Origin of the sequence: Flavobacterium branchiophilum FL-15, from assembly GCF_000253275.1 — a bacterium.
Taxonomy (GTDB): domain Bacteria; phylum Bacteroidota; class Bacteroidia; order Flavobacteriales; family Flavobacteriaceae; genus Flavobacterium; species Flavobacterium branchiophilum.
In genome coordinates this window covers 1098928-1120888 of the sequence record NC_016001.1, presented here as the reverse complement: position 1 = coordinate 1120888, position 21961 = coordinate 1098928, and the positions used below count along the sequence as shown (strand labels likewise).

Genomic DNA, 21961 nt, shown 5'->3' with positions numbered 1-21961 from the left:
TAAAGTCCAAAGTTACACGATATAAATAATCTAAATAAAAAAAACAAAAAACATGAAGAAGATTCAGTTCTTATGTCTGTCCATTGTATCCTTACTACAAATTGTCGGTTATGCTCAAGGCAGACCAGCTGGTAATAAAATAAGCATTACAGGAAAAATTGTAGAAAAAACAAGTAATCAACCATTAGAATATGCAACCGTTACTTTGATCAATACCAAAAACAATAAAATGATTTTTGGAGGAATTGCCAATGCAACAGGCGATTTTGGTGTTGAAATTTTTCCTGGTATATATGATATTAAAATAGAATTTATTTCATTTAAGCCAATAGAAATCAAGTCCAAAGAATTGTTATCGGCAACAAATTTAGGAGTAATCAAAATAGCCGAAAACCCATCGCAGTTGAATGAAGTTGTGGTAAGAGCCGAAAAATCAACTGTAGAAATTAAATTAGATAAAAAAGTATATAACGTTGGGCAGGACATGATGGTAAAGGGCGGAAATGCAAGCGATGTTTTGGGTAATGTACCATCTGTTACAGTAGATTCTGACGGAAATGTAAGCTTAAGAGGTAACGAAAACGTAAGGGTTTTGATAGACGGAAGACCATCTAACGCAGTAAATATTACTGATGCCTTAAAAAACATTGCCGCAGACGCTATTGATAAAGTAGAAGTAGTTACCAATCCATCTGCTCGATATGATGCAGAAGGGGGCGCAGGTATATTAAACATTATCTTGAAAAAAGGCAAAAATAATGGTTTAAATGGTGTAATCACAGCAACTATTGGCAATCCAAAAAATAATGGCTTGATGGGCAATGTCAATTATAAAAGTAAAGAATTTAATTTTTTTACAACAATAGGTTATAACGATAATTATACATACGGAAAAGGGCTTACCGATTCTGAATATTTAAATTCGGATGGTACTTTTCAAAAAACTTTAAACGAAAGAAGCAAAAGAGAACGAGAAAGAAGTGGTTATAATTATAATTTTGGTATGGATTGGTACTTGTCTAAAACATTGACGTGGACAAACGCAGTAACAGCAAGACAAAACAATGGATTAAGTCCAGAAATGGTTCATTATTATAATTATGAAACAAGCGGAAACTATGAAAGAATCCGATTTAATGAACAAATATCAAACAATAGCGACGTAGAATACAACAGTAATTTTACTAAAAAATTCAAAAAAGACGGGCACAAACTTACCGTAGATGGCACGTTTTCAAAAAGTAAGAATAATGATGACTCTGTTATACAAGATGCTATTGTAGGTTTAGAAAATGAAGCTACAAAAGATGAAACTACTAATTATCAAACCCAAAACAGAAGTTTAATACAGTCGGATTACGTGTTGCCGATACAAAAAAACAGTCAATTAGAAGCGGGTTACAAAGGAGATTTCAATCAAATGACAAACCAATACAAAGTGGGAAGTTATGATGTTTTTGGACAATATACACCCAATTTATTATTTACTAATACCTTTACCTATAGTGAAAAAATTAATGCTTTCTATTTGCAATTTGGATCAAAAATAAACAAATTTTCATATTTATTTGGTATAAGATATGAAAATTCTAATATTGAATTTCGTCTTGAAAATGAAACGAAACAAAAACTATACGAAAACTGGTTTCCAAGTGCCTTTTTAAATTATCAAATAACTGAAACTACCCATTTATCGTTGAATTACAGCAAGCGACTTGCACGACCACGAGGTAGATTTATTGCTCCTTTTTCTGGTTATACTAGCAACATCAATTTGTTTCAAGGAAATCCAGACATCAACCCGTCATTTACAGATGCTTTTGATTTAGGATTATTAACCAAATGGAAAAAAATAACTATTACCAGTTCAATTTACTTTAACAACACTCAAAATGCAATGCAATTTATCCGAAGACCCAATGGAATAATTATTGATGGCACTGCTGTTTTAGTATCTACACCCGTCAATTTAGATCAAGAAATAAGATATGGTTTAGAATGTAACATCAATTATAACCCGTTCAAATGGTGGAAGTTAAACGGAAATTTCAACTTATTTAAAAGTCAAATAAAAGGAAGTTTTTCTTATAATTTATTATCTACAAATGAACTAATCACCAGCACCGTAGATAGAAATGCGGAAAGCTGGTTTGCTAGAATTTCATCCAGAATTACTTTACCGTATAAAATTGATTTTCAAGCAAATGGCAATTACATGGCACCACAAAACACTGCCCAAGGAAAAAGTTTGGCTATGTATATGGTGAATCTTGCTTTTAGCAAAGATATTTTAAAAGACAAAGCAACCCTTTCATTAAATGTGAGTGACTTATTTAATACTGCAAAAATGTACAGACAGTTTAATTTACCAACATTGAATTCCTACAGTGAAATGCAACGCCGGGTTAGACAAATTAACCTTACTTTTTCTTATCGTTTTAACAAGAAAAAAACCGAAAGAGAAAAACCTGCAAGATCTGAAGAAATGGGTGGTGGTGATTTTTAAAAAATTACTTCATAAAAAAAGGAACTCCAATGATGGGGTTCCTTTTTTATTGCTATTAAAACAACACTTTTTAAGCTTGTTCTAATTCTTTTTTAGCTTTTCTTTCTTTTAATAGTTCACGAATAGCTCCAAAAAGCCAATATTGTACGAAACCTACTAAAAAGAACATCAACCAAAATCCCATAGTTAGGACGGTTAAGAAAAGTAAAAAACCAAGATACTGTGAGAAATCAAACATTTTTTCCGGAATTTTATGATTCAAGCACAAAAGTAGTTTTAATTATTAGAATAGACAATTTTTAGAACATCTATTTTTAATTATTTAACTAAACAAGGCCTTTTTAGTAAAATAAGGTACGAAAACTGTTTTTTGTTAAGAAATCATCATTTTCAAAACCATTTTTTCCATTTAAAATAAATGACCATCAAAAATGCTATAATAAACATGACGGCAACTATCGTATAATATCCAAATTTATAATCCAATTCAGGCATATACTTAAAATTCATACCATATATGCCCACAATAAAAGTTAATGGCATAAAAATAACCGAAACAACTGTTAGCGTTTTCATTACTTCGTTCATTTTGTGGCTTTGTGCCGAAAAATAAAAATTTGATGCCGCCTCTAGGGTTGTCATATCATAATCGATTTGTTCTAATAATTCCAAACATTTTTGATGCAGCCTATCAAAAAAACTATAGTTTTCGTGTGCAATATTATTAAAAAATTTGTCGTCTTTCATACTTTTGATAGAGTATAACGAATCCCGTAAGGGAATGATTGATCGTTTCAAAAAATTAAAATTATCTCGGTGTTTTTCTATTTGTTCCAAAATAGATGGTGCTACACTTTTCTTGGTTAAATTGATCAAATTTTCTACTTTAAGTTCTTCATTTTCAATAGTAATATAGAAATTTTCCATAATAGCATCTAGCAATAAATACAGCAAATAATCTTCTTTTTTGGAGCGTACAATACCAGAATGAGTACGGATTCGCTCTCGAATATGTGTAAAAAAATCGCTCTTTTTTTCTTGAAATGATACTAAAATACCATTTTTTAATAAAAAACTAATTTGTTCAACATTGATGTTTTCAGAATTTTCTATTGGTGTAATCGATTTGATACTAAAAAAAAGGGTGTCGTGGTATTCATCTAATTTGGTTCGTTTAACAGTATTTAAAATATCCCCAACCATAAAACTGTCTATATTAAAATACTGACCTATTGCTTGTATTTTACCAACATCATTTAATCCATGGATATTCAACCAATTGACCTGTGAAAGATTCAAATGGCTATCAAAATCCAAAATTTGTATAGCATCTATTTCATATAAATTCAAATCATTATATACAAAAAGTTGCATTTTCGTATCTATATCTTTATGCAAACCTGTATATTCATAAATAGAAGGTTGCACTTTTTGTCCTTTTTTATATCGAATTTTTCTCAAGTATGTATTTTTTAGAATAACAAAATTAATGCAATTACTTGCATAAACAAAAAAAAACTATTAAGAATTGCATCTCAATAGTTTCTTTATAAAAAACACCCAAACTTTAAATTTTTATATCGAAAAAAGGATATACTTTTTGATTATTATTTTGTTATTTTGACACTGCAAACATAGAATGAATCTATCAAAACATTGTTTTTTTCAAACTATAAAATATAAAAAAAACGATATAAAACATTTTATTATCGACAAAATACAATTTTAACAATCCTTAACTTACTTAAAAAATAATATTTTTTAAATATAAAATCGATTCCTAAACTCCAAAACAATATTATATTTACAACAAATATTGCTATATGAAAACATTATTATACAACATCAAAGATTTATTACAAATAAGAGAACCCAATGTGGTTAAAGTAGCAGGAAAAGACATGCAGGAATTGCCCAAATTGTCTAACGCCTATCTAATTATTGAAAATGATTTGATTGTTGATTATGGCATAATGGCCCAACTGCCCAAAAGTCATTTTGACCATAAAATAGATGTAACAAATAAAATTGTGTTGCCCACTTGGTGCGACAGCCACAGCCATATTGTATATGCCGGCAACAGAGAACAAGAATTTGTAGATAGAATCAACGGATTGACTTATGAAGCCATAGCCGAAAAAGGCGGTGGTATATTGAATTCTGCAAAAAAAATATCCGAAATTACAGAAGAGCAATTGTATGACGAAAGTAAAACTCGATTAGAGGAGGTAATCCAAATGGGAACAGGAGCCATCGAAATCAAATCGGGATATGGTTTAAGTACAATTTCTGAAATAAAAATGCTAAATGTAATACAAAAATTAAAAAAAAATTACCCTATTGCTATAAAAGCAACTTTTTTAGGAGCACATGCGTTTCCTGCAATTTATAAAAACAATCATAAAGAATATATTGATTTGATTGTAAATGAGATGATACCCAAAATTGGGGCTTTAAAAATAGCTGATTTTATTGATGTTTTTTGCGAAAAAAATTATTTTTCTGTCGAAGAATCGGATCGAATCATAAAAGCAGGAAAAGAAAATGGATTGCTTCCAAAAATTCACGTCAATCAATTCAACATTATAGGTGGGGTTGCCATGGCTGTAGAAAACCAAGCCCTATCTGTTGATCATTTAGAAATTATTTCGGACGAAGACATACAATTTCTTCAAAATTCTAACACCATGCCTGTTGCATTACCAGCTTGTTCGTATTTTTTAAGCATTCCATATACTCCAGCTCGAAAAATTATTGCATCAGGTTTGCCATTGGCACTTGCCACAGATTATAATCCAGGCTCATGCCCCTCGGGCAATATGAATTTTGTTGTAGCAACGGCCTGTATAAAAATGCAAATGACCCCCGAAGAGGCTATCAATGCTGCAACAATAAATGGGGCTTATGCCATGGGAATTTCTACTACACACGGAAGTATAACCATTGGAAAAAAAGCCAATTTGATAATTACAAAACCGCTACATTCGTTTTATGAAATACCCTATTCATTTGGAAGTCAAATAGTTGAGAGTGTTTTTATCAATGGTATCCAGCAATAAAAAAGGGAAACCCACATTGGATTTCCCTTAATCATGTTCCTTTTATAAATTTATTCTAAAGTAAAACTCGAATTAGAAACCAATTCATTTTTATCAAAAATATTAACAAAATAAGTCCCTTTTTCAAAATTTTCTCCAGCTAAATCTTGTGAAACTTGTACGGTTTTATTTTCGTATTTTACATTACTTAAAAAACTATAAGTCAATGTTTTATCATCAAATGTTACCGTTTTCTTTTCGCCAATAACATTGTTTTTACTATCAATTACTTGAACATAATAGGTTTTATCACCAGATTTTGCAATGGCATTTTCGGCAATGGTAAAACTTATTTTCAAAATATCAGCTTTTCTGGCTTTTGCAGTTTCAATTTGTTTACCAGAGCTTCTTAATTTGTAAGCCGCCGTTTTTAAATTCAAAACACTCAATTTGGCACCTTTCTCAATGGTTTTAGACAAATCTTCGTTTTGACCAATCAACACTTCGTTGTATTTTTTTGTTTCGCCCAAAACAGTAATGGTACTGTCTCGTTGGGATACTAAAGAGGCATTTTCAGATTTTAATTGATCAACTTGCATTAACAATCCTTTCATTTTTGATTGCAATTCGGTAAATTTTTGTTTAAAACCAGACAAAGCAGCTACATCGCCTTTAGATTTTTTTACTTCCTCTATAAGTCTTACTACTTTATCCCTTTCTGCAATCAATTCGTCAGAAAGCGAGGTGTTTTTGGCAATGGCTTCGTCATAAGTTGTTTTCAAAGCGGCCAATTCGTCTAAAACTTTGCCTTTTTCGTCTGTAATGGTTGTAATTGTATTCTGTGTAACTTTAGCTTCGGACGTCAATTTATAAATATAAGCTAAACTAGCCAAAAGGCAAAGAGCTAAAACCAATACAATGGCTTTTAATTTGGAGTTGTTTTGTTGGGAATTCATAGTTTTTAATTTTTCGTAAAATTATATAAATTATTTGAAACATAAAAATGAAACGCTATTTATTAATAAAAATTGTATGGAATATGTTTACCCAAAAAACCCTATTTAAAACCACAAAAAAATAAATTTATCGATATTTTAATCATTTTTTGTTTTTTAAAGATTAAATTGCACCCAAATTTTATTTTAAATGGAAAACATCAAAATTTTATGGGTTGATGATGAAATTGACTTACTCAAACCTCATATTTTATTTTTAGAAAAGAAAAATTACGCTGTTACAACGTGTAATAACGGCAGAGATGCCATTGATGTATTTGAAGATGGCAATTTTGATATAGTATTTTTGGACGAAAATATGCCTGGCATGAGTGGATTGGAAACTTTACAAGAAATTAAAGAAAAAAATTCCACAATTCCGATTATAATGATTACAAAAAGTGAGGAAGAGATGATAATGGAAGAGGCTATTGGTTCTAAAATTGCAGATTACCTTATAAAACCAGTCAATCCGAACCAAATATTGTTGAGTTTGAAAAAAAATTTAGACCACACCCGATTAATTTCGGAAAAAACATCATTGGATTATCAAAAAGAATTTCGTAAAATTGCTATGGATATGTCCATGGTAAACACGTATCAGGATTGGATTGAATTATATAAAAAACTGTTGTTCTGGGAGTTAGAACTAGAAAACATCAATGATAACAGTATGTTTGAAATTTTGGAATCGCAAAAAGTAGAGGCTAATTTTCAATTTGGTAAATTTATCGAAAAAAATTATGAACAATGGTTTTTGCCCAAAACAGATAAACCAATACAATCGCACGACCTTTTTAAACAATTAGTGATACCTGAAATTGTCAAAAAAGACAAGCCTATTTTGTTTGTTGTTATTGATAATTTAAGGTATGATCAATGGAAAAGTTTTGAAAATATTGTACAACAATATTACAAAATCGAAAAGGAAATTCCGTATTATGCCATATTGCCAACCGCAACCCAATATGCAAGAAACGCTATTTTTTCGGGCTTAACCCCTCTTGAAATGGAAAAGCAGCATCCACAATATTGGAAAAATGATGTGGACGATGGAGGTAAAAATTTGTTTGAGGAAGCATTTTTGTCTGCTCATTTGAAAAGATTAGGTTTGCATATCAAACATGATTATTATAAAATAACCAATTTAGCAAGTGGAAAAAAATTAGTAGAAAATTTTAAAACGCTCAAAAACAATGATTTAGTAACTATTGTTTACAATTTTGTAGATATGCTATCGCATGCTAAAACAGAAATGGAAGTAGTAAAAGAATTAGCTTCCGATGATAAAGCCTATCGATCGCTTACTAAAAGTTGGTTTCAAAATTCGCCATTATTAGAGGTTATCCAACAAGCACAACGTCTTGGTTTTAAACTCATTATCACGACAGACCATGGTACTATTAATGTAAAAAATCCTTCAAAAGTAATTGGCGACAAAAACACGAGTTTGAATTTGAGATACAAAACAGGGCGTAGTTTGACTTATGAAGACAAAGACGTTTATGCTGTAAAAGATCCAAAAAAAATAGGATTACCCGCCATAAATATGAGCAGTTCTTATATTTTTGCCAAAAATGATTTATTTTTAGCTTATGTAAATAACTACAATCATTATGCTAGTTATTACAGAAATACTTACCAACATGGAGGAATTTCTTTAGAAGAAATGATTGTTCCTTTTTTAATTTTTAATCCAAAATAACTATGGAAATTACTTTTCAATTGGAAGAAATTGAAAGCGTTGCTCAAAAAATTTTAACTTTCAATTTACAAAAAATAGTGCTATTTGAAGGCCCAATGGGAGTCGGAAAAACTACCTTAATAGCACAAATATGTAAAGCTTTAGGAGTAAATGATAGCACAAGTAGCCCTACATTTTCAATTGTAAATGAATATATAAGTAATAGAGGGGAAACCATTTTTCATTTTGATTTTTATAGACTTAAATCTGAAACAGAAGCATTAGATATGGGAATTGAAGATTATTTATATAGTAACAATTGGTGTTTTATAGAATGGTCAGAAAAAATAGCATCCCTTATCCCTGAAAATCATACTGTTATAACCATAAAAACATTAGATCAAACCAAAAGAATATTAAACATACAATGAAAACGAATACCAATATCAAAATAATTCCATATACAGAAGCGTTAAAAACACATATCAAAACGCTAAACTATGAGTGGTTAAATAAATATTTTCGTATAGAACCAAAAGACGAAATAGTATTATCTAATCCAACGGAAACTATTATCAATACAGGTGGATATATTTTTTATGCTGCAAAAGACGAAGAAATTGTAGGTACTTTTTCATTATTATATATTTGCCAACATGAGTATGAATTAAGCAAAATGGCTGTAAAAGAAGGCACTCAAGGTTTAGGTATTGGACAATTAATGATGACGTTTGCCGTAGATTTTGCAAAGCAACAAAATTTCAAATCATTAATATTGTATTCAAACAGAAGTTTAAAACCAGCCATTCACTTATACGAAAAATTTGGATTTGAAGAAATTCCACTAGAAAGTGGCGTATATGAAAGAGCTGATATAAAAATGATGAAAATAATATAAATTTATGACTACAATAAATTCTCCTTTTACAAAGGCACAATTAATCCCTCAAGAAGAGAAATTAGAAATTTTTAAATCCAAATCCAATTTATTTATTGGTATTCCAAAAGAATCTAGCAAACAAGAAAAAAGGATTTGCCTTACTCCAGATGCAGTAAACTCATTGGTTAACAATGGGCATCAAATTTTGATAGAATCAGGAGCAGGGGAACATTCAAATTATTCTGACAAAGAATACAGCGAAGCTGGTGCAGAAATTACCCATCAAACACAAAAAATATTTAGTTGTCCAATTGTATTAAAAATTGCACCCGCAACCATTGAAGAAATCAATATGATGAATGAAAAATCATTTATTTTATCTACAATTCAATTAAAAACACAAGATAAAAGTTATTTTCAAGCATTATCAAATAAAAAAATTACAGCTTTAGCTTATGAATTTATTAAAGACGAAACAGGCTCATATCCTGTAATAAAATCTTTAAGCGAAATTGCTGGTACGGCTTCTATTTTGATAGCTTCAGAACTAATGATAGACAAACAGATAGGTAAAAGTTTACTTTTTGGTAACATTACTGGCGTGCCACCAACAGATGTAGTCATTTTAGGTGCGGGTACAGTAGGAGAATTTGCTGCCAAAACAGCCATCGGGCTGGGTGCAACAGTAAAGGTTTTTGATAATTCCATTACAAAACTTAGGCGTTTGCAAAATAATATTAACCAAAATATATTTACATCTACTATTCAACAAAAAAGTTTACTAAAAGCTTTAAGACGATGTGATGTGGCAATTGGTGCCATGCGAGGCAAGGATAGGTGCCCCGTTGTGGTGAGCACGACTATGGTAGAACACATGAAAAAAGGCTCTGTAATTGTGGATGTAAGTATTGATACAGGCGGATGTTTTGAAACATCAAAAGTTACATCGCATGAAAATCCTATATTTTCGCATCAAAATGTCATACATTATTGTGTTCCCAATATACCATCACGATATGCTAAAACGGCCACATTATCATTAAGCAACATTATAACACCTTATTTATTACAAATTGCCGAAGATGGCGGTATTGAATCTTCTATTAGACGTAATAAAGATTTGAAAAACGGTGTGTATTCTTACTATGGAATTCTTACTAATAAAACCATTGGTGATTGGTTTGGTTTATCAAATAGCGACATCAATTTGATTGTTTTTTAAATATAAAAACGTAATTTTGCAAAAAAATTAATCAAAACAACATGAAATTTACACATCGTTTGGCCTACTATTTATTAGGATTATTAGTTGGTGGCTTTTTTTTAAAATTTGTAATTGACTATTCAGGTGCCAAAAATATGGAATTTGCCTATTTGCCAAACGCAAGGGTTTTAAAAAATATTCGTACAAAATCTTTTCATTATTCAGATATAGCTACTCAAAAAATAGCTCAAAAATGGATAGACACTACTGATATTAAAAAAATATTAACCGATGGAGATATTGATTTTGAAATTAGCAAAAAACCTGAAGACGGAGGCAAAGTGTACTTTATTAACGGAGAAACAAATGATCATAAAAAAATTACATTAAAAGTAATTAATTACGAACAAAAGGCTTTATTAAAAGATATTGTAATCAAATAAATTAAATTACAATTTCTAGCAAGCTCAAAACCACTGCGTCGTAATGTTTTGGTAGGCTAGAATTTGCGTTTATTTCTTTGTAACCTATCAATTTGTAGCCGCACTTTTGATAATATGCATTTAATTTGTCATTATCTCCCCAAGTATCTAATCGAACGCAAGAAATATTATTTTCTTTTGCCCGATTTATAGCCCAATTTGTAATCAATTTTACTAAATGTTTGCCATGATGTTCGGGATGTGTTACAATTCTGTGTAAGTATATTGAGGGTATATCATCTTTTTCGTCCCAAATTTCTGCATCATTATAAGTGATTGAAAATATACAAATAGTGGAATCATTTTCAATAATTTTAAAAATTCTCGATTCGTTGATTTCATTTTGAATCATATCAACGTCAAAACCTTGCCAATGTTTGTTAAAAATTTGTTTCTGATAAGCTACAGCAAAATCATAAAATTGAAAAATAAGTTGTAGGTCGTTTGCATTGGCATTTAGTATTTTCATGTGTCGTTTTTAAAGGTTTTTTCTATACGTTTTTCTTCTGCAAACAATTTTAGGATCAAAATTTTTCCAAAGCAAATGTATTGCTGTATTATCTGCTAATTCTGGTGTTCTTATACAATTTTGAATATTTTTTTCGGTAAAAGTAGTATGGTATTCTTTAAAAATAATAGCATGAACACCTTTATTCTGATATTCAGGATGAACCCCAATCAAATAAAAAGTAACATCTTTACTATTATTTCTTGCATTTAATAAATGTAAAAAACCAAAAGGCAACAATTTGCCTTTGGCTTTCTGTAATGCTTTAGAAAAACTAGGCATTACAATGGCAAAAGCTACTAATTGACCATGTGAATCTGCAACAAATTTTATATATTCAGGATTGATAAAACTTATATATTTTTTCTTAAAATATTCTTTCTGAATATCTGAAATAGCTACAAAAGATGATAAACTTGCGTATGATTTATTAAACAAATCAAACATTTGATCAACATAAGGTAAAACATCTTTTGTTTTTTTAAAGTTCAACGCTTTTAATCCGTATCTTTTTTTAATTAATTCTTGTGCTTTATCAAAATATTCTAATTTAACATTTACAAATGGAAATTTATTTTCTAAATATTCTTTCTCCATTACAAATCCTAATTGTTCAAAATGAGTAGCATAATAAGGATAGTTATACCAAGTAATCATGGTGCCTATTTCATCAAACCCTTCTGTTAAAACCCCTACTTTGTCTAAATTTGAAAAACCCATAGGCCCTTCAACATATTCTAATTGATGTTTTTTTCCTAGCTCATATACTTTATTTAATAGCACTTTAGTTACTTCAATATCGTCTATAACATCAAACCAGCCAAATCGGACTTTCCGTTTTTGTTGGTTATGGACTTCTTCCCAATTGATGATGGCGGCAATTCTCCCAACTATTTGATTGTTTTGATAAGCTAGATAAAAATATGCTTCTGCATTTTCAAAAACAGGGTTTTTAGTTTTATCAAACGTTTCCAATTCATCAGCAATTATTGGTGGTACCCAATAGGGATTATTTTGATACAGTTTGAAAGGAAATTTGACGTAATCTGTCATTTCTTTTTTAGACAAGGCTTCTACTATTGTAATCATTTTTTCTCTTTTTTTATACCACTTTTACCTTTACTGTTCTTTTTAGCTTCTTTTTCCAAACGTTTTTTCTCTTTTGCTACTTTGGCTTTTTGTTTTGCAATACGTTCATCTTCAGGCACTCTGTCTAAAGTATCCTTGTAATTGGCATCAAATCTCCAAGAAAAACCAACACCGCCATACAAAATATCTGGAGTGTTTTTAAAATTTTTACTTATAGAAATATCTACCTGTGTATTAAAATTCAATAAAAAAGCACCGCCCACCGTCAATATCGAATCTGAATAGTACTTACTTTGAACGCCTTTGTTTTCAAGAAAAACAGACCAATCGCTTCCAATTCCTTTGGTATAAGTAACCACATATCCAGTAAGTGGGTTTTCTGTAGCAATTTTATCTACAAAAATATTGCAAACAAAAACATGACTGCCAGGAAAATTATTTTGAGATATTAACATTACTTTTGGGCTTATTTTAGGCTCTATACTATAATTAAATGGACTGTTACCACTAAAATTAGCTCCAGCATATACAGAAACAGCTGGGATTAAATAATGCCAATTAAACTTATGATTGGCTTTCCAACTATAAATATTGACTTTAGGTTTATAATTTCTATTAGGATCATACATCAAATACTTGGCACCAAATGTAAATTTTTTGAAACCCTCAATGTTTTTTTCTTCTAATAAATTACTATAAAGCCCTTTTTGATATTGTAAATTACCTATTAATTCTAATTGATCATACAAAAAACCATATCGTAAAGCAACATCTGTTCCAAAACCATTTAATTCTGAAAGCAACAAATCATGTTTTTCTTGTATTAAATAAGCTCCCAGTTCTGTTTGAATGACATCTTTTCCAACTGCAAAAGCCGACATCGATTCTCCTGGCCGGTTTGAATTGATGACGTCTGTATATTGAGAAAAACCATAACTAGCTGATAAAAAAGCTGTTATCAATAATAATAAACGAAATCTAGTCATATTTTTTAATTTATATTGAAAATGAAGCCCAAAAGTACTTATTTTTATTATTATTTTAACCCAAAAAAATATAATTTTATACAACAATTTATTAAATTTGTCGAATAATTTATTAATAAATATGCAAACAGCCTCTTTTAATGGATTCATAAAAATGGTCATAGAAATTATAGTATTTTATTATGCTATTAAATTTATTGCAAGATTATTTTTTCCAATAGTTGTAAAAAAAGTTGTTGAAAAAGCACAGCAAAATTTTCAACAGCAGTATCAAAAAACTTACGAACAAGAACAAGACGTAACAAAAAAAAGTAAACCTAACCAAGAAAAAACCAATAAACAAGTAGGTGAATACATCGATTTTGAAGAAATCGATTAAACTACACAGTTAATTTATTACACTAATGAAGAAAATTCAACATTTATTTCCATTTGTACTAGCAATTTTAAGCTTTGCATTAATTTCAGTCATCTATTTTTATCCCGTGTTGCAAGGCAAAAAAATATACCAATCTGATATAGCACAATATATTGGTATGGCCAAAGAGCAAAATGATTTTAGAGCAGCAGAAAACCAAGAACCCTACTGGACCAATAGTGCATTTGGCGGAATGCCAACCTATCAATTAGGAGCCAAATACCCTTATGATTTCATTGGAAAAATTGATGATGTCATCCGTTTTTTGCCTAGACCTGCTGATTATTTGTTTTTATATTTTATAAGTTTTTATACGCTTTTACTTGTTATGAAAACCGATCCATTAAAAGCATTTTTTGGATCATTAGCTTTTGGATTTTCAACCTATTTGATTATTATTCTTGGCGTTGGTCATAATGCAAAGGCCCATGCCATTGGATATTTACCACTTGTAATTTCGGGTATTGTATTGGTTTTTCAAAAAAGATGGATTTGGGGTGGCATACTTACCATGTTGGCATCAGGTTTAGAGCTTAATGCAAACCACCTTCAAATGACTTATTATGCTTTATTTTTAATAATACCAATCTGTATTTATTACACAATAGACTATTTAAAAGAAAAAGATTATGGTAATTTAACAAAAACATACAGTGTTTTAGCAGCGGCAGCTATCGTGGGTATTGGTGTTAATGCTACCAGCTTGATGGCGACATCAGAATATGCCAAAATGAGTACGAGGGGCAAAAGTGATTTGACTTTAGATGAAAACGGCAAGAAAAAAACTTCAAATAACTCCATGAGCTATGATTATATTACAGAATATAGTTATGGAATTGCAGAAAGTCTTAATTTGATAGCACCTCGATTATTTGGCGGGTCAAATAATGAAACATTAGACGATAATTCCAGCTTATACAATTTTGTTATAGCACAAGGCGGAACAGATGCTGAAGCTAAAGAGTTTTCACAAAATTCACCTACTTATTGGGGAGACCAACCTATTGTTGCAGCACCTGCTTATATTGGCGCTGTAGTTTTTTTCTTAGCATTATTAGGGCTTGCTATTGATAAGCGCAAAATAAAATGGGCTTTTTTAGTTGGTGCCCTATTTTCATTAGTTTTATCTTGGGGTAAAAATTTTCCTATTTTAACAGATTTTTTTATAGATATTGTACCTCTGTATAACAAATTCAGAGCCGTTTCGTCTATACAAGTCATTTTAGAACTTTGTTTTCCAATATTAGCCATTATGGGTTTACAATCTTTTTACATGGCTTCAAAAGACAGTCAAAAAAGAGGTTTACTATTAGCATCAGGTTCAAGTCTAGGATTGATAATATTAGTATTATTGTCAAAAAGTTTATTCAGTTTTGCAGGAAATAACGATGGTTATTATATACAACAATACGGACAATTAGGACAACCCTTTATAGAGGCATTACGGGCAGACAGACAATCCATGTTTGCAGCTGATTTATTAAGGTCTGGTTTTTTAATTGCTAGTTGTACTGCTATTTTATGGTTGAGTTTCAAAGAAAAAATGACTCATCATACAGCCGTTATTTTGATTGGCCTTTTTATGGTTGGTGATTTATTTTTTATTGACAAAAAATATGTAGATAGTAAAAGTTTTATAAGTGCCCGAGAAGTTGATGCTCCTTATCAACCTACACAAGCCGATTTACAAATTCTACAAGACACCAGCAATTACAGGGTTTTTGAAGTAGATGGCAATATGTCTAGTGCTAGAAGTTCTTATTTCCATAAATCCATTGGTGGATACAGTGCCGTAAAGCCCATCAGGATGCAACAACTATTTGATTATCAAATAGCTAAAAACAATTTAGAAGTTCTAAATATGTTAAATGTAAAATACATCATTCAAACAGATGAAAAAGGGGTGCCAAATGCGATGCTAAATCCAAAAGCAAATGGTAACGCATGGTTTGTTCAAACGGTAAAAACAGTACCAAATGCAGATGCTGCTATGGCCATGTTAAAAACCATAAACACCAAAACATCCGCCATTATTGAAAAAGATTTAGAAGGTGATAATCTAAAAAAAGTTGCCATAAAAAACAATTATGTTACAGATAGTACTGCAACTATTTCATTAAAATCGTACAAACCTAATTATTTAATTTATCAATCTGTAAATAAAAATGATGGCTTTGCTGTTTTTTCAGAAACTTATTATAAAAATGGCTGGAATGCCTACATCGATGGACAAAAAGCACCATCAATTAGAGTAGATTTTGTATTGAGAGCCTTGCAAATACCAGCGGGACAACATAAAATAGAATTTAAATTTGAGCCTCAAGTCATCAAAACAGGAAGTTACATTACTTTAATAAGTGCTTTTATCATGATGCTTGTAATACTATTTGGATTTTATATTGAAAAAAACAAATTGAAATTATCAAAATAAAGTGATGAAAACAAAAAAAGTCCTTATCATCACTTACTATTGGCCCCCAGCTGGTGGGCCTGGGGTGCAGCGTTGGCTAAAATTTGTCAAATACTTGCCTGAATTTGGAATAGAACCTATTGTATATGTTCCAGAAAATCCCACTTATCCAATTGTAGATGATCATTTATTAGAGGAGGTTAACAAAAATACCATTATACTTAAAAATAAAATAGTAGAACCGTATCAATTAGCAGGTTTTTTTTCTAAAAATAAAGCAAAAAAAATCAGTTCAGGAATTATTCCTAAATCTAAAAACCAAACTTTTTTTGAAAAAATAATGCTTTGGATTCGAGGAAATATTTTTATTCCAGATGCACGGTTTTTGTGGGTTAAACCTTCTGTTTCTTATTTAGAAAAATACATCACTGATAATCTAATAGATACAATTATTACAACTGGTCCTCCTCACAGTGTACACCTCATTGGATTGCATTTAAAAAGCAAAACTAATATCAGATGGTTTGCTGATTTTAGAGATCCATGGACAACCATTGGCTATCATAAAGCCTTAAAATTATCTAATTATGCTCAAAAAAAACATCGCTATTTAGAAAAAAAAGTGTTAAATTCTGCAGATTCCATTATTGTTACCAGTAAAACAACCAAGAAAGAATTTGAACAGCTAACCCACAAACCCATTGAAGTGATAACAAATGGCTTTGATGTAGAAAACATTGAAAAACAAACATTAGACACTACTTTTTCATTGGCACATATTGGATCCTTTCTTTCTGAACGAAATCCAAAAATACTCTGGGAATCTTTACGTGAACTTTGTAATGAAATGCCTCATTTTAAATCTTATTTAGAAATAAAATTAATAGGTGCTGTAAGCCAAGATATATTAGATGAAATAAAGCAACATGAATTATTACATTATACTATTAATATGGGCTATGTTGCCCATCAAGATGCCCTAAAACATCAAAGAAAATCTCAAATATTACTTTTAATTGAAATAGATTCTGAAGATACTAAAAGTATTTTACCAGGAAAACTTTTTGAATACATGGTTTCCGAAAGGCCAATAATTGCTCTTGGACCAAAGGATTCAGATTTTGAGGCCCTATTAATTCAAACCAATACAGGCGTATTTTTTCAATACAATGAAAAAATGGCTTTAAAAAACACAATTGCCCAATACTTTGATGCGTTTTTGAAACAAAATTTGAAGTCGAACGCCATAGGATTGCATCAATTTTCAAGAAAACAACTTACAGAAAAATTATCAAAATTAATTCATAACCAAACTTAAACATAAAACTAGGATTTAGCTCCTATAAAATGTGTATTTTTACAATTTGAAATTTAAAAAAATAAACCAGATGATAGAGATAGATTGGAAAACAGCTAAAGTTTTTGAAGACATTACATACAAAAAATGCAATGGTGTGGCTCGAATTGCCTTTAACAGACCCGACGTTCGCAACGCTTTCAGACCCAAAACCACCTCAGAATTATTACAAGCTTTTCACGATGCACAAGAAGACACTTCTATAGGAGTTGTGTTACTTTCTGCAGAAGGCCCTTCGACTAAAGACGGTGTGTGGTCATTTTGCAGTGGTGGCGATCAAAAAGCCCGTGGACATCAGGGGTATGTTGGCGAAGATGGTTACCATAGATTGAATATTTTAGATGTCCAACGCCTTATCCGATTTATGCCAAAAGCCGTCATTGCGGTAGTTCCAGGTTGGGCAGTTGGTGGCGGCCATAGCTTGCACGTGGTGTGCGATTTGACTTTGGCCAGCAAAGAACATGCTATTTTCAAACAAACAGATGCCGATGTTACAAGTTTCGACGGAGGCTACGGATCTGCTTATTTAGCAAAAATGGTTGGTCAGAAAAAAGCTAGGGAAATATTTTTTCTTGGCAGAAATTACACCGCACAAGAAGCCTTTGAAATGGGCATGGTCAATGCCGTTATTCCGCATCAAGAGTTAGAAACAACCGCTTATGAATGGGCTCAAGAAATTTTAGCCAAGTCGCCCACCTCAATAAAAATGTTGAAATTTGCCATGAATTTAACAGATGATGGCATGGTGGGACAACAAGTTTTTGCAGGCGAAGCTACCCGATTGGCCTACATGACAGACGAAGCTGTGGAGGGTAGAAATGCCTTTTTAGAGAAAAGAAAACCTGATTTTGAAAAAAAATGGTTGCCATAATTTATAATTAATAAAATTAAATTTACATTAATAAAAGACAAAAATCATATATTATGAAACATTGGATACAAGCAGCCCGATTACGTACGTTACCCCTTTCCGTTTCCGGTATCATTGTAGGTAGTATGTTTGCCCTCTCCTACCCTACTGAAAATGTTTTAACTCCTACCGAAGTTTTTAATTGGAATATATTTATTTTTGCCATTCTTACAACCTTGGGTTTACAAATTCTATCCAATTTTGCCAATGATTATGGCGATGGTGTCAAAGGAACTGATAATCAAGACCGCATTGGCCCTATGAGGGCCATACAAAGCGGCAATATTAGTCCAAAACAAATGAAAACAGCCATAATTATTACATCAATTCTAACATTTTTTAGTTCTATTATATTAATTTATTTGTCTTTTAAAAACACAAATCTACTATATTCTTTATTTTTTTTAATACTCGGAATTACCGCAATTGCCTCTGCCATTCGCTATACTATTGGCAAATCAGCTTATGGGTACAAAGGTTTTGGCGACATTTTTGTATTTATTTTCTTTGGTTTAGTTAGTACTATTGGTGTTAATTTCTTATATTCTAAAGAGCTCAATTTGGTGTTGTTTTTACCCGCAATAGCCATTGGCTTTTTGAGTGTAGGGGTTTTAAATTTAAACAACATGCGTGATGAAGAATCTGATAGAAAATCAAATAAAAATACATTGGTTGTAAAATATGGAGGATCATGGGCAAAAAAATATCATTTTTTTCTTGTTATATCTGCCATGGTATTGTGTCTCCTTTTTGGCTTTATTCAAAGTTTTCATTTTGACCAATACATTTTTATTGTAGCCTTTTTCCCTATAATTAGTCATTTAAAAACCGTTTATCACAATCAAATTCCAAAAAATTTAGACCCCGAATTAAAAAAATTAGCCATCTCAACTTTTTTACTTTCTGTATTATTAGCCTTAGGAATGATATTTTTTATATCAGATTTAATTGTCAATAATGCTTAGTGCTGTAATTTTTTCTAGGAGCTAATCCCGCTATCCGCTATATCTTTTGTTTTTTAAAGAAAAAAACAAAAGGATGTCGCTACTATCGGGGCTAGAAACTTTGGTTTCAAAGATACATTTTTGCAAAAAATTATGAAAAAAAATTTATTAATATTACTTTTTCTTTACATGAACTCCCTTTTTTCTCAAAACGATGGATTTTGGGATAAAGAAAGAGCAACCAATAAAACAATAACTGCCTCTGCTTTTAAAAAAATAGTGGTGGCATCAGAGGATTTTCCTGAAGGAACTACTCAATTTTTATTCAGAATTACCTTACTAAACGATAATCAAGAGCTGGCATCGAGCCTTACCTCTTTGTTAAAATCCATACCCGATCCTACTGGCATTAGCCAAGGTTCGGCGGGTGCAGTGTTTCTTTTATCAAAAATTTCAGGAAATGATACTTGCAAATTTGCCCTTTTTGCTTCGGAAATAGCAGCCAACAACTTTGTAAAAAATGCCAATTCCAATAAGGCTTGTTATGCTCAAAACACTCCAACCAACAAAGAAGCAAAACTGATTTCATTGCAAAATGACACTTGCCTTTCTGATGAAGTTACAAAAATATTTTTTGTGTTTGAAAATAAAAACTGGATTTTGAATCAAAAAATTGTATTAGAAATAGTGCCGTGGGTTGATTATAAATTAAGCAGGGGGTACAACATGACGCACAAAAAATCACTTTTAGCTACCATCAATCAGCTAGAAACGGCACAAAAATTAGCTCATTCTGGACTATTTACCGCTTGTATTTTGGAAAATATCCAAAAAAATTATAAATATAGCGAATTTCAAAACCTATTAGAGATAGAAAAAAATAAAGTATTGTATGACTTTGAAAAAAAATGTATTTCAGAAATAGGATTACAAGATGAGTTAGATACTACCAATAGACAACATATAGCACAGCTAGCCGATGAGCAAAATTTTGAAGCAGCTATTGAAGCTATTCACCAAACATTTATAAAGTTTCAAAAAGCAAATGCACAAGATTATAGCAATTTAGGTTATTATTATTTGATGACCAAGCAATTTTCAAAAGGCAAACAAGCCCTTGAAAATGCAGAAAAATTAGCCCCCTCGGATATCGCAATCAAACTGCGTTTGGCACATGCATTAGTATTGAACAACGAGTTTAGAATGGCCAAAAATATCCATAAAACCTATCGAAATCAAAATATTTCATCCAAAGTGAGTTGGATAGAACAAGCACGAAAAGACTTGGAATTATTCAAAAAATATAAAATTGAACATGAAGATTTTGATAACATTTTAGAATTGTTTGAATAAAACATGCCCCTTTTGAAAACGAATTAGCCCAGATAGAAGTGAAAATCCTTTTGTGCCAGGGTTTGGCACAAAAGATTGTAACGAATAGCTGGAAATAGCTCCAAAAAAAATATAAATGACAGCACATTATTATAAATATTTATTACATTTTAAAACCCCTTCGGGTACATCGAGGGGTGTTTTGACACAAAAAGAAACGTGGTTTTTGGTAATTGAAGACCAAGGCCAAATAGGAATTGGCGAGTGTGGGTTGTTGCGAGGGTTGAGTATAGACGACCGTGAAGATTATGAAGAAAAACTTACATGGATTTGTAAGCATATTGACCTAGGGGTTGCCTATTTATGGGAAGCTTTACTGGAATTCCCATCGATTCAATTTGGGATAGAAATGGCATTCCAGTCGTTGTACAGTAAGCATCCATTTGAATTGTTTCCGTCGGATTTTGTTTTGGGTACACATTCGATGCCAATCAATGGGTTGGTTTGGATGGGCAGTCCAGAGTATATGCGAACTCAAATAGAAGCAAAAATAGCAGCTGGATTTGATTGTATTAAATTGAAAATTGGAGCAATTGATTTTGAAAAAGAGTTGGCTTTATTAGCTTATATTCGACAGCATTTTGACGCATCAAAAATTACGATAAGAGTGGACGCCAATGGTGCTTTTTTGGTAGAAGAAGCGATTTATAAATTAAAACAATTATCTGAATTTCAAATACATAGCATCGAGCAACCTATAAAACAAGGACAAATAGAAGCTATGAAAAAACTGTGTGCAGAAAGCCCCGTACCTATTGCTTTGGACGAAGAGTTGATTGGTGTTTATGGCACACAAAAAGAGGCCCTTTTGAGAGCCATCAACCCACAATATGTGATATTAAAACCCAGTTTGGTTGGTGGGTTTAGAGGCAGTATGGAGTGGATATTGGCGGCAAAAAACTGTCAAATCAATTGGTGGATTACCTCGGCATTGGAAAGTAATGTGGGACTCAATGCCATAGCACAATGGACTTTTTTGCAAAAAAATGAAATGCCTCAAGGACTCGGAACAGGAGGATTATATACGAATAATTTTGAAAGTCCACTTGAAATTATAAACGGAAAAATAAAATACAATACGGACAAAAAATGGGATTTTGAAAGTATTAAAAAAAGTATAATTACAAATTAATCCTGTAAAGGTTATCGAAAAATTGT

General features: G+C 31.2%; 20 protein-coding genes. 14 read left to right on the top strand and 6 right to left on the bottom strand.

Annotation, left to right across the window (positions count from 1 at the left end):
* The first annotated feature begins 52 nt into the window (after positions 1-52).
* Positions 53-2506 carry a TonB-dependent receptor gene (locus tag FBFL15_RS04795; RefSeq protein ID WP_014083526.1) on the top strand — a complete coding sequence of 818 codons (2454 nt, stop codon included), beginning with the start codon at positions 53-55 and terminating at the stop codon, positions 2504-2506.
* 70 nt (positions 2507-2576) lie between these two features.
* Here FBFL15_RS04795 and FBFL15_RS16610 read toward each other — a convergent pair whose 3' ends face one another.
* Both FBFL15_RS16610 and corA read right to left on the bottom strand, forming a co-directional pair.
* A complete protein-coding gene (locus tag FBFL15_RS16610) occupies positions 2577-2744 on the bottom strand; it encodes a hypothetical protein (RefSeq protein WP_014083525.1) in 168 nt (55 codons plus the stop codon).
* Positions 2745-2896: 152 nt separating this feature from the next.
* Positions 2897-3967 (bottom strand): magnesium/cobalt transporter CorA, encoded by a 1071-nt coding sequence (gene corA, locus FBFL15_RS04785; RefSeq protein ID WP_014083524.1) that lies wholly within the window; start codon positions 3965-3967, stop codon positions 2897-2899.
* Positions 3968-4329: 362 nt separating this feature from the next.
* On the opposite strand from corA, the gene hutI reads away from it, so the two are divergent.
* Positions 4330-5565, top strand: a complete 1236-nt coding sequence (gene hutI, locus FBFL15_RS04780; RefSeq protein ID WP_014083523.1) for an imidazolonepropionase — start codon at positions 4330-4332, stop codon at positions 5563-5565.
* A gap of 50 nt (positions 5566-5615) precedes the next feature.
* Here the strand turns inward: hutI and FBFL15_RS04775 are convergent, their stop codons facing one another.
* The gene (locus FBFL15_RS04775; RefSeq protein WP_014083522.1) at positions 5616-6500 is read right to left on the bottom strand and encodes a hypothetical protein; all 885 of its coding nucleotides are present in this window, start codon (positions 6498-6500) and stop codon (positions 5616-5618) included.
* Positions 6501-6690: 190 nt separating this feature from the next.
* On the opposite strand from FBFL15_RS04775, the gene porX reads away from it, so the two are divergent.
* From porX to FBFL15_RS04750, 5 genes are read left to right on the top strand one after another with little or no spacing between them, the layout of a single operon-like run.
* Positions 6691-8244, top strand: a complete 1554-nt coding sequence (gene porX, locus FBFL15_RS04770) for a T9SS response regulator signal transducer PorX (protein ID WP_014083521.1) — start codon at positions 6691-6693, stop codon at positions 8242-8244.
* A 2-nt stretch (positions 8245-8246) separates the two neighbouring features.
* A complete protein-coding gene (gene tsaE / locus FBFL15_RS04765; RefSeq protein WP_014083520.1) occupies positions 8247-8654 on the top strand; it encodes a tRNA (adenosine(37)-N6)-threonylcarbamoyltransferase complex ATPase subunit type 1 TsaE in 408 nt (135 codons plus the stop codon).
* On the top strand, positions 8651-9121 hold the full coding sequence (locus tag FBFL15_RS04760; RefSeq protein WP_014083519.1) for a GNAT family N-acetyltransferase: 471 nt from the start codon (positions 8651-8653) through the stop codon (positions 9119-9121). Before tsaE ends, FBFL15_RS04760 begins: the two co-directional genes overlap by 4 nt.
* A gap of 4 nt (positions 9122-9125) precedes the next feature.
* Positions 9126-10325, top strand: a complete 1200-nt coding sequence (locus tag FBFL15_RS04755; RefSeq protein WP_014083518.1) for an alanine dehydrogenase — start codon at positions 9126-9128, stop codon at positions 10323-10325.
* Between the two features lie 41 nt (positions 10326-10366).
* Positions 10367-10750 carry a DUF4258 domain-containing protein gene (locus FBFL15_RS04750; RefSeq protein WP_014083517.1) on the top strand — a complete coding sequence of 128 codons (384 nt, stop codon included), beginning with the start codon at positions 10367-10369 and terminating at the stop codon, positions 10748-10750.
* Between the two features lies 1 nt (position 10751).
* On the opposite strand, the gene FBFL15_RS04745 is transcribed toward FBFL15_RS04750, so the two are convergent.
* From FBFL15_RS04745 to FBFL15_RS04735, 3 genes are read right to left on the bottom strand one after another with little or no spacing between them, the layout of a single operon-like run.
* The gene (locus FBFL15_RS04745; RefSeq protein WP_014083516.1) at positions 10752-11258 is read right to left on the bottom strand and encodes a GNAT family N-acetyltransferase; all 507 of its coding nucleotides are present in this window, start codon (positions 11256-11258) and stop codon (positions 10752-10754) included.
* 9 nt (positions 11259-11267) lie between these two features.
* Complete coding sequence (locus tag FBFL15_RS04740) at positions 11268-12386, bottom strand: hypothetical protein (RefSeq protein ID WP_014083515.1); 1119 nt, start codon at positions 12384-12386, stop codon at positions 11268-11270.
* Positions 12383-13372 carry a transporter gene (locus FBFL15_RS04735; RefSeq protein WP_014083514.1) on the bottom strand — a complete coding sequence of 330 codons (990 nt, stop codon included), beginning with the start codon at positions 13370-13372 and terminating at the stop codon, positions 12383-12385. The genes FBFL15_RS04740 and FBFL15_RS04735 overlap by 4 nt, the downstream gene beginning before the upstream one ends.
* A 154-nt stretch (positions 13373-13526) precedes the next feature.
* Between FBFL15_RS04735 and FBFL15_RS04730 the strand changes: the two genes are divergently transcribed.
* From FBFL15_RS04730 to FBFL15_RS04700, 7 genes are all read left to right on the top strand, one after another.
* A complete protein-coding gene (locus FBFL15_RS04730; RefSeq protein WP_223302289.1) occupies positions 13527-13751 on the top strand; it encodes a DUF4834 domain-containing protein in 225 nt (74 codons plus the stop codon).
* Between the two features lie 25 nt (positions 13752-13776).
* A complete protein-coding gene (locus FBFL15_RS04725) occupies positions 13777-16221 on the top strand; it encodes a YfhO family protein (protein WP_014083512.1) in 2445 nt (814 codons plus the stop codon).
* 4 nt (positions 16222-16225) lie between these two features.
* Positions 16226-17518 carry a glycosyltransferase family 4 protein gene (locus FBFL15_RS04720; RefSeq protein ID WP_014083511.1) on the top strand — a complete coding sequence of 431 codons (1293 nt, stop codon included), beginning with the start codon at positions 16226-16228 and terminating at the stop codon, positions 17516-17518.
* 70 nt (positions 17519-17588) lie between these two features.
* Positions 17589-18428 carry a 1,4-dihydroxy-2-naphthoyl-CoA synthase gene (locus FBFL15_RS04715; RefSeq protein WP_014083510.1) on the top strand — a complete coding sequence of 280 codons (840 nt, stop codon included), beginning with the start codon at positions 17589-17591 and terminating at the stop codon, positions 18426-18428.
* 53 nt (positions 18429-18481) lie between these two features.
* Positions 18482-19432 carry a 1,4-dihydroxy-2-naphthoate octaprenyltransferase gene (gene menA, locus FBFL15_RS04710; protein ID WP_014083509.1) on the top strand — a complete coding sequence of 317 codons (951 nt, stop codon included), beginning with the start codon at positions 18482-18484 and terminating at the stop codon, positions 19430-19432.
* A 132-nt stretch (positions 19433-19564) separates the two neighbouring features.
* The gene (locus tag FBFL15_RS04705) at positions 19565-20764 is read left to right on the top strand and encodes a tetratricopeptide repeat protein (RefSeq protein WP_014083508.1); all 1200 of its coding nucleotides are present in this window, start codon (positions 19565-19567) and stop codon (positions 20762-20764) included.
* Between the two features lie 115 nt (positions 20765-20879).
* Positions 20880-21935: an o-succinylbenzoate synthase gene (locus FBFL15_RS04700; protein ID WP_014083507.1), complete on the top strand. Its 1056-nt coding sequence runs from the start codon at positions 20880-20882 to the stop codon at positions 21933-21935.
* The last annotated feature ends 26 nt before the right edge of the window (positions 21936-21961 follow it).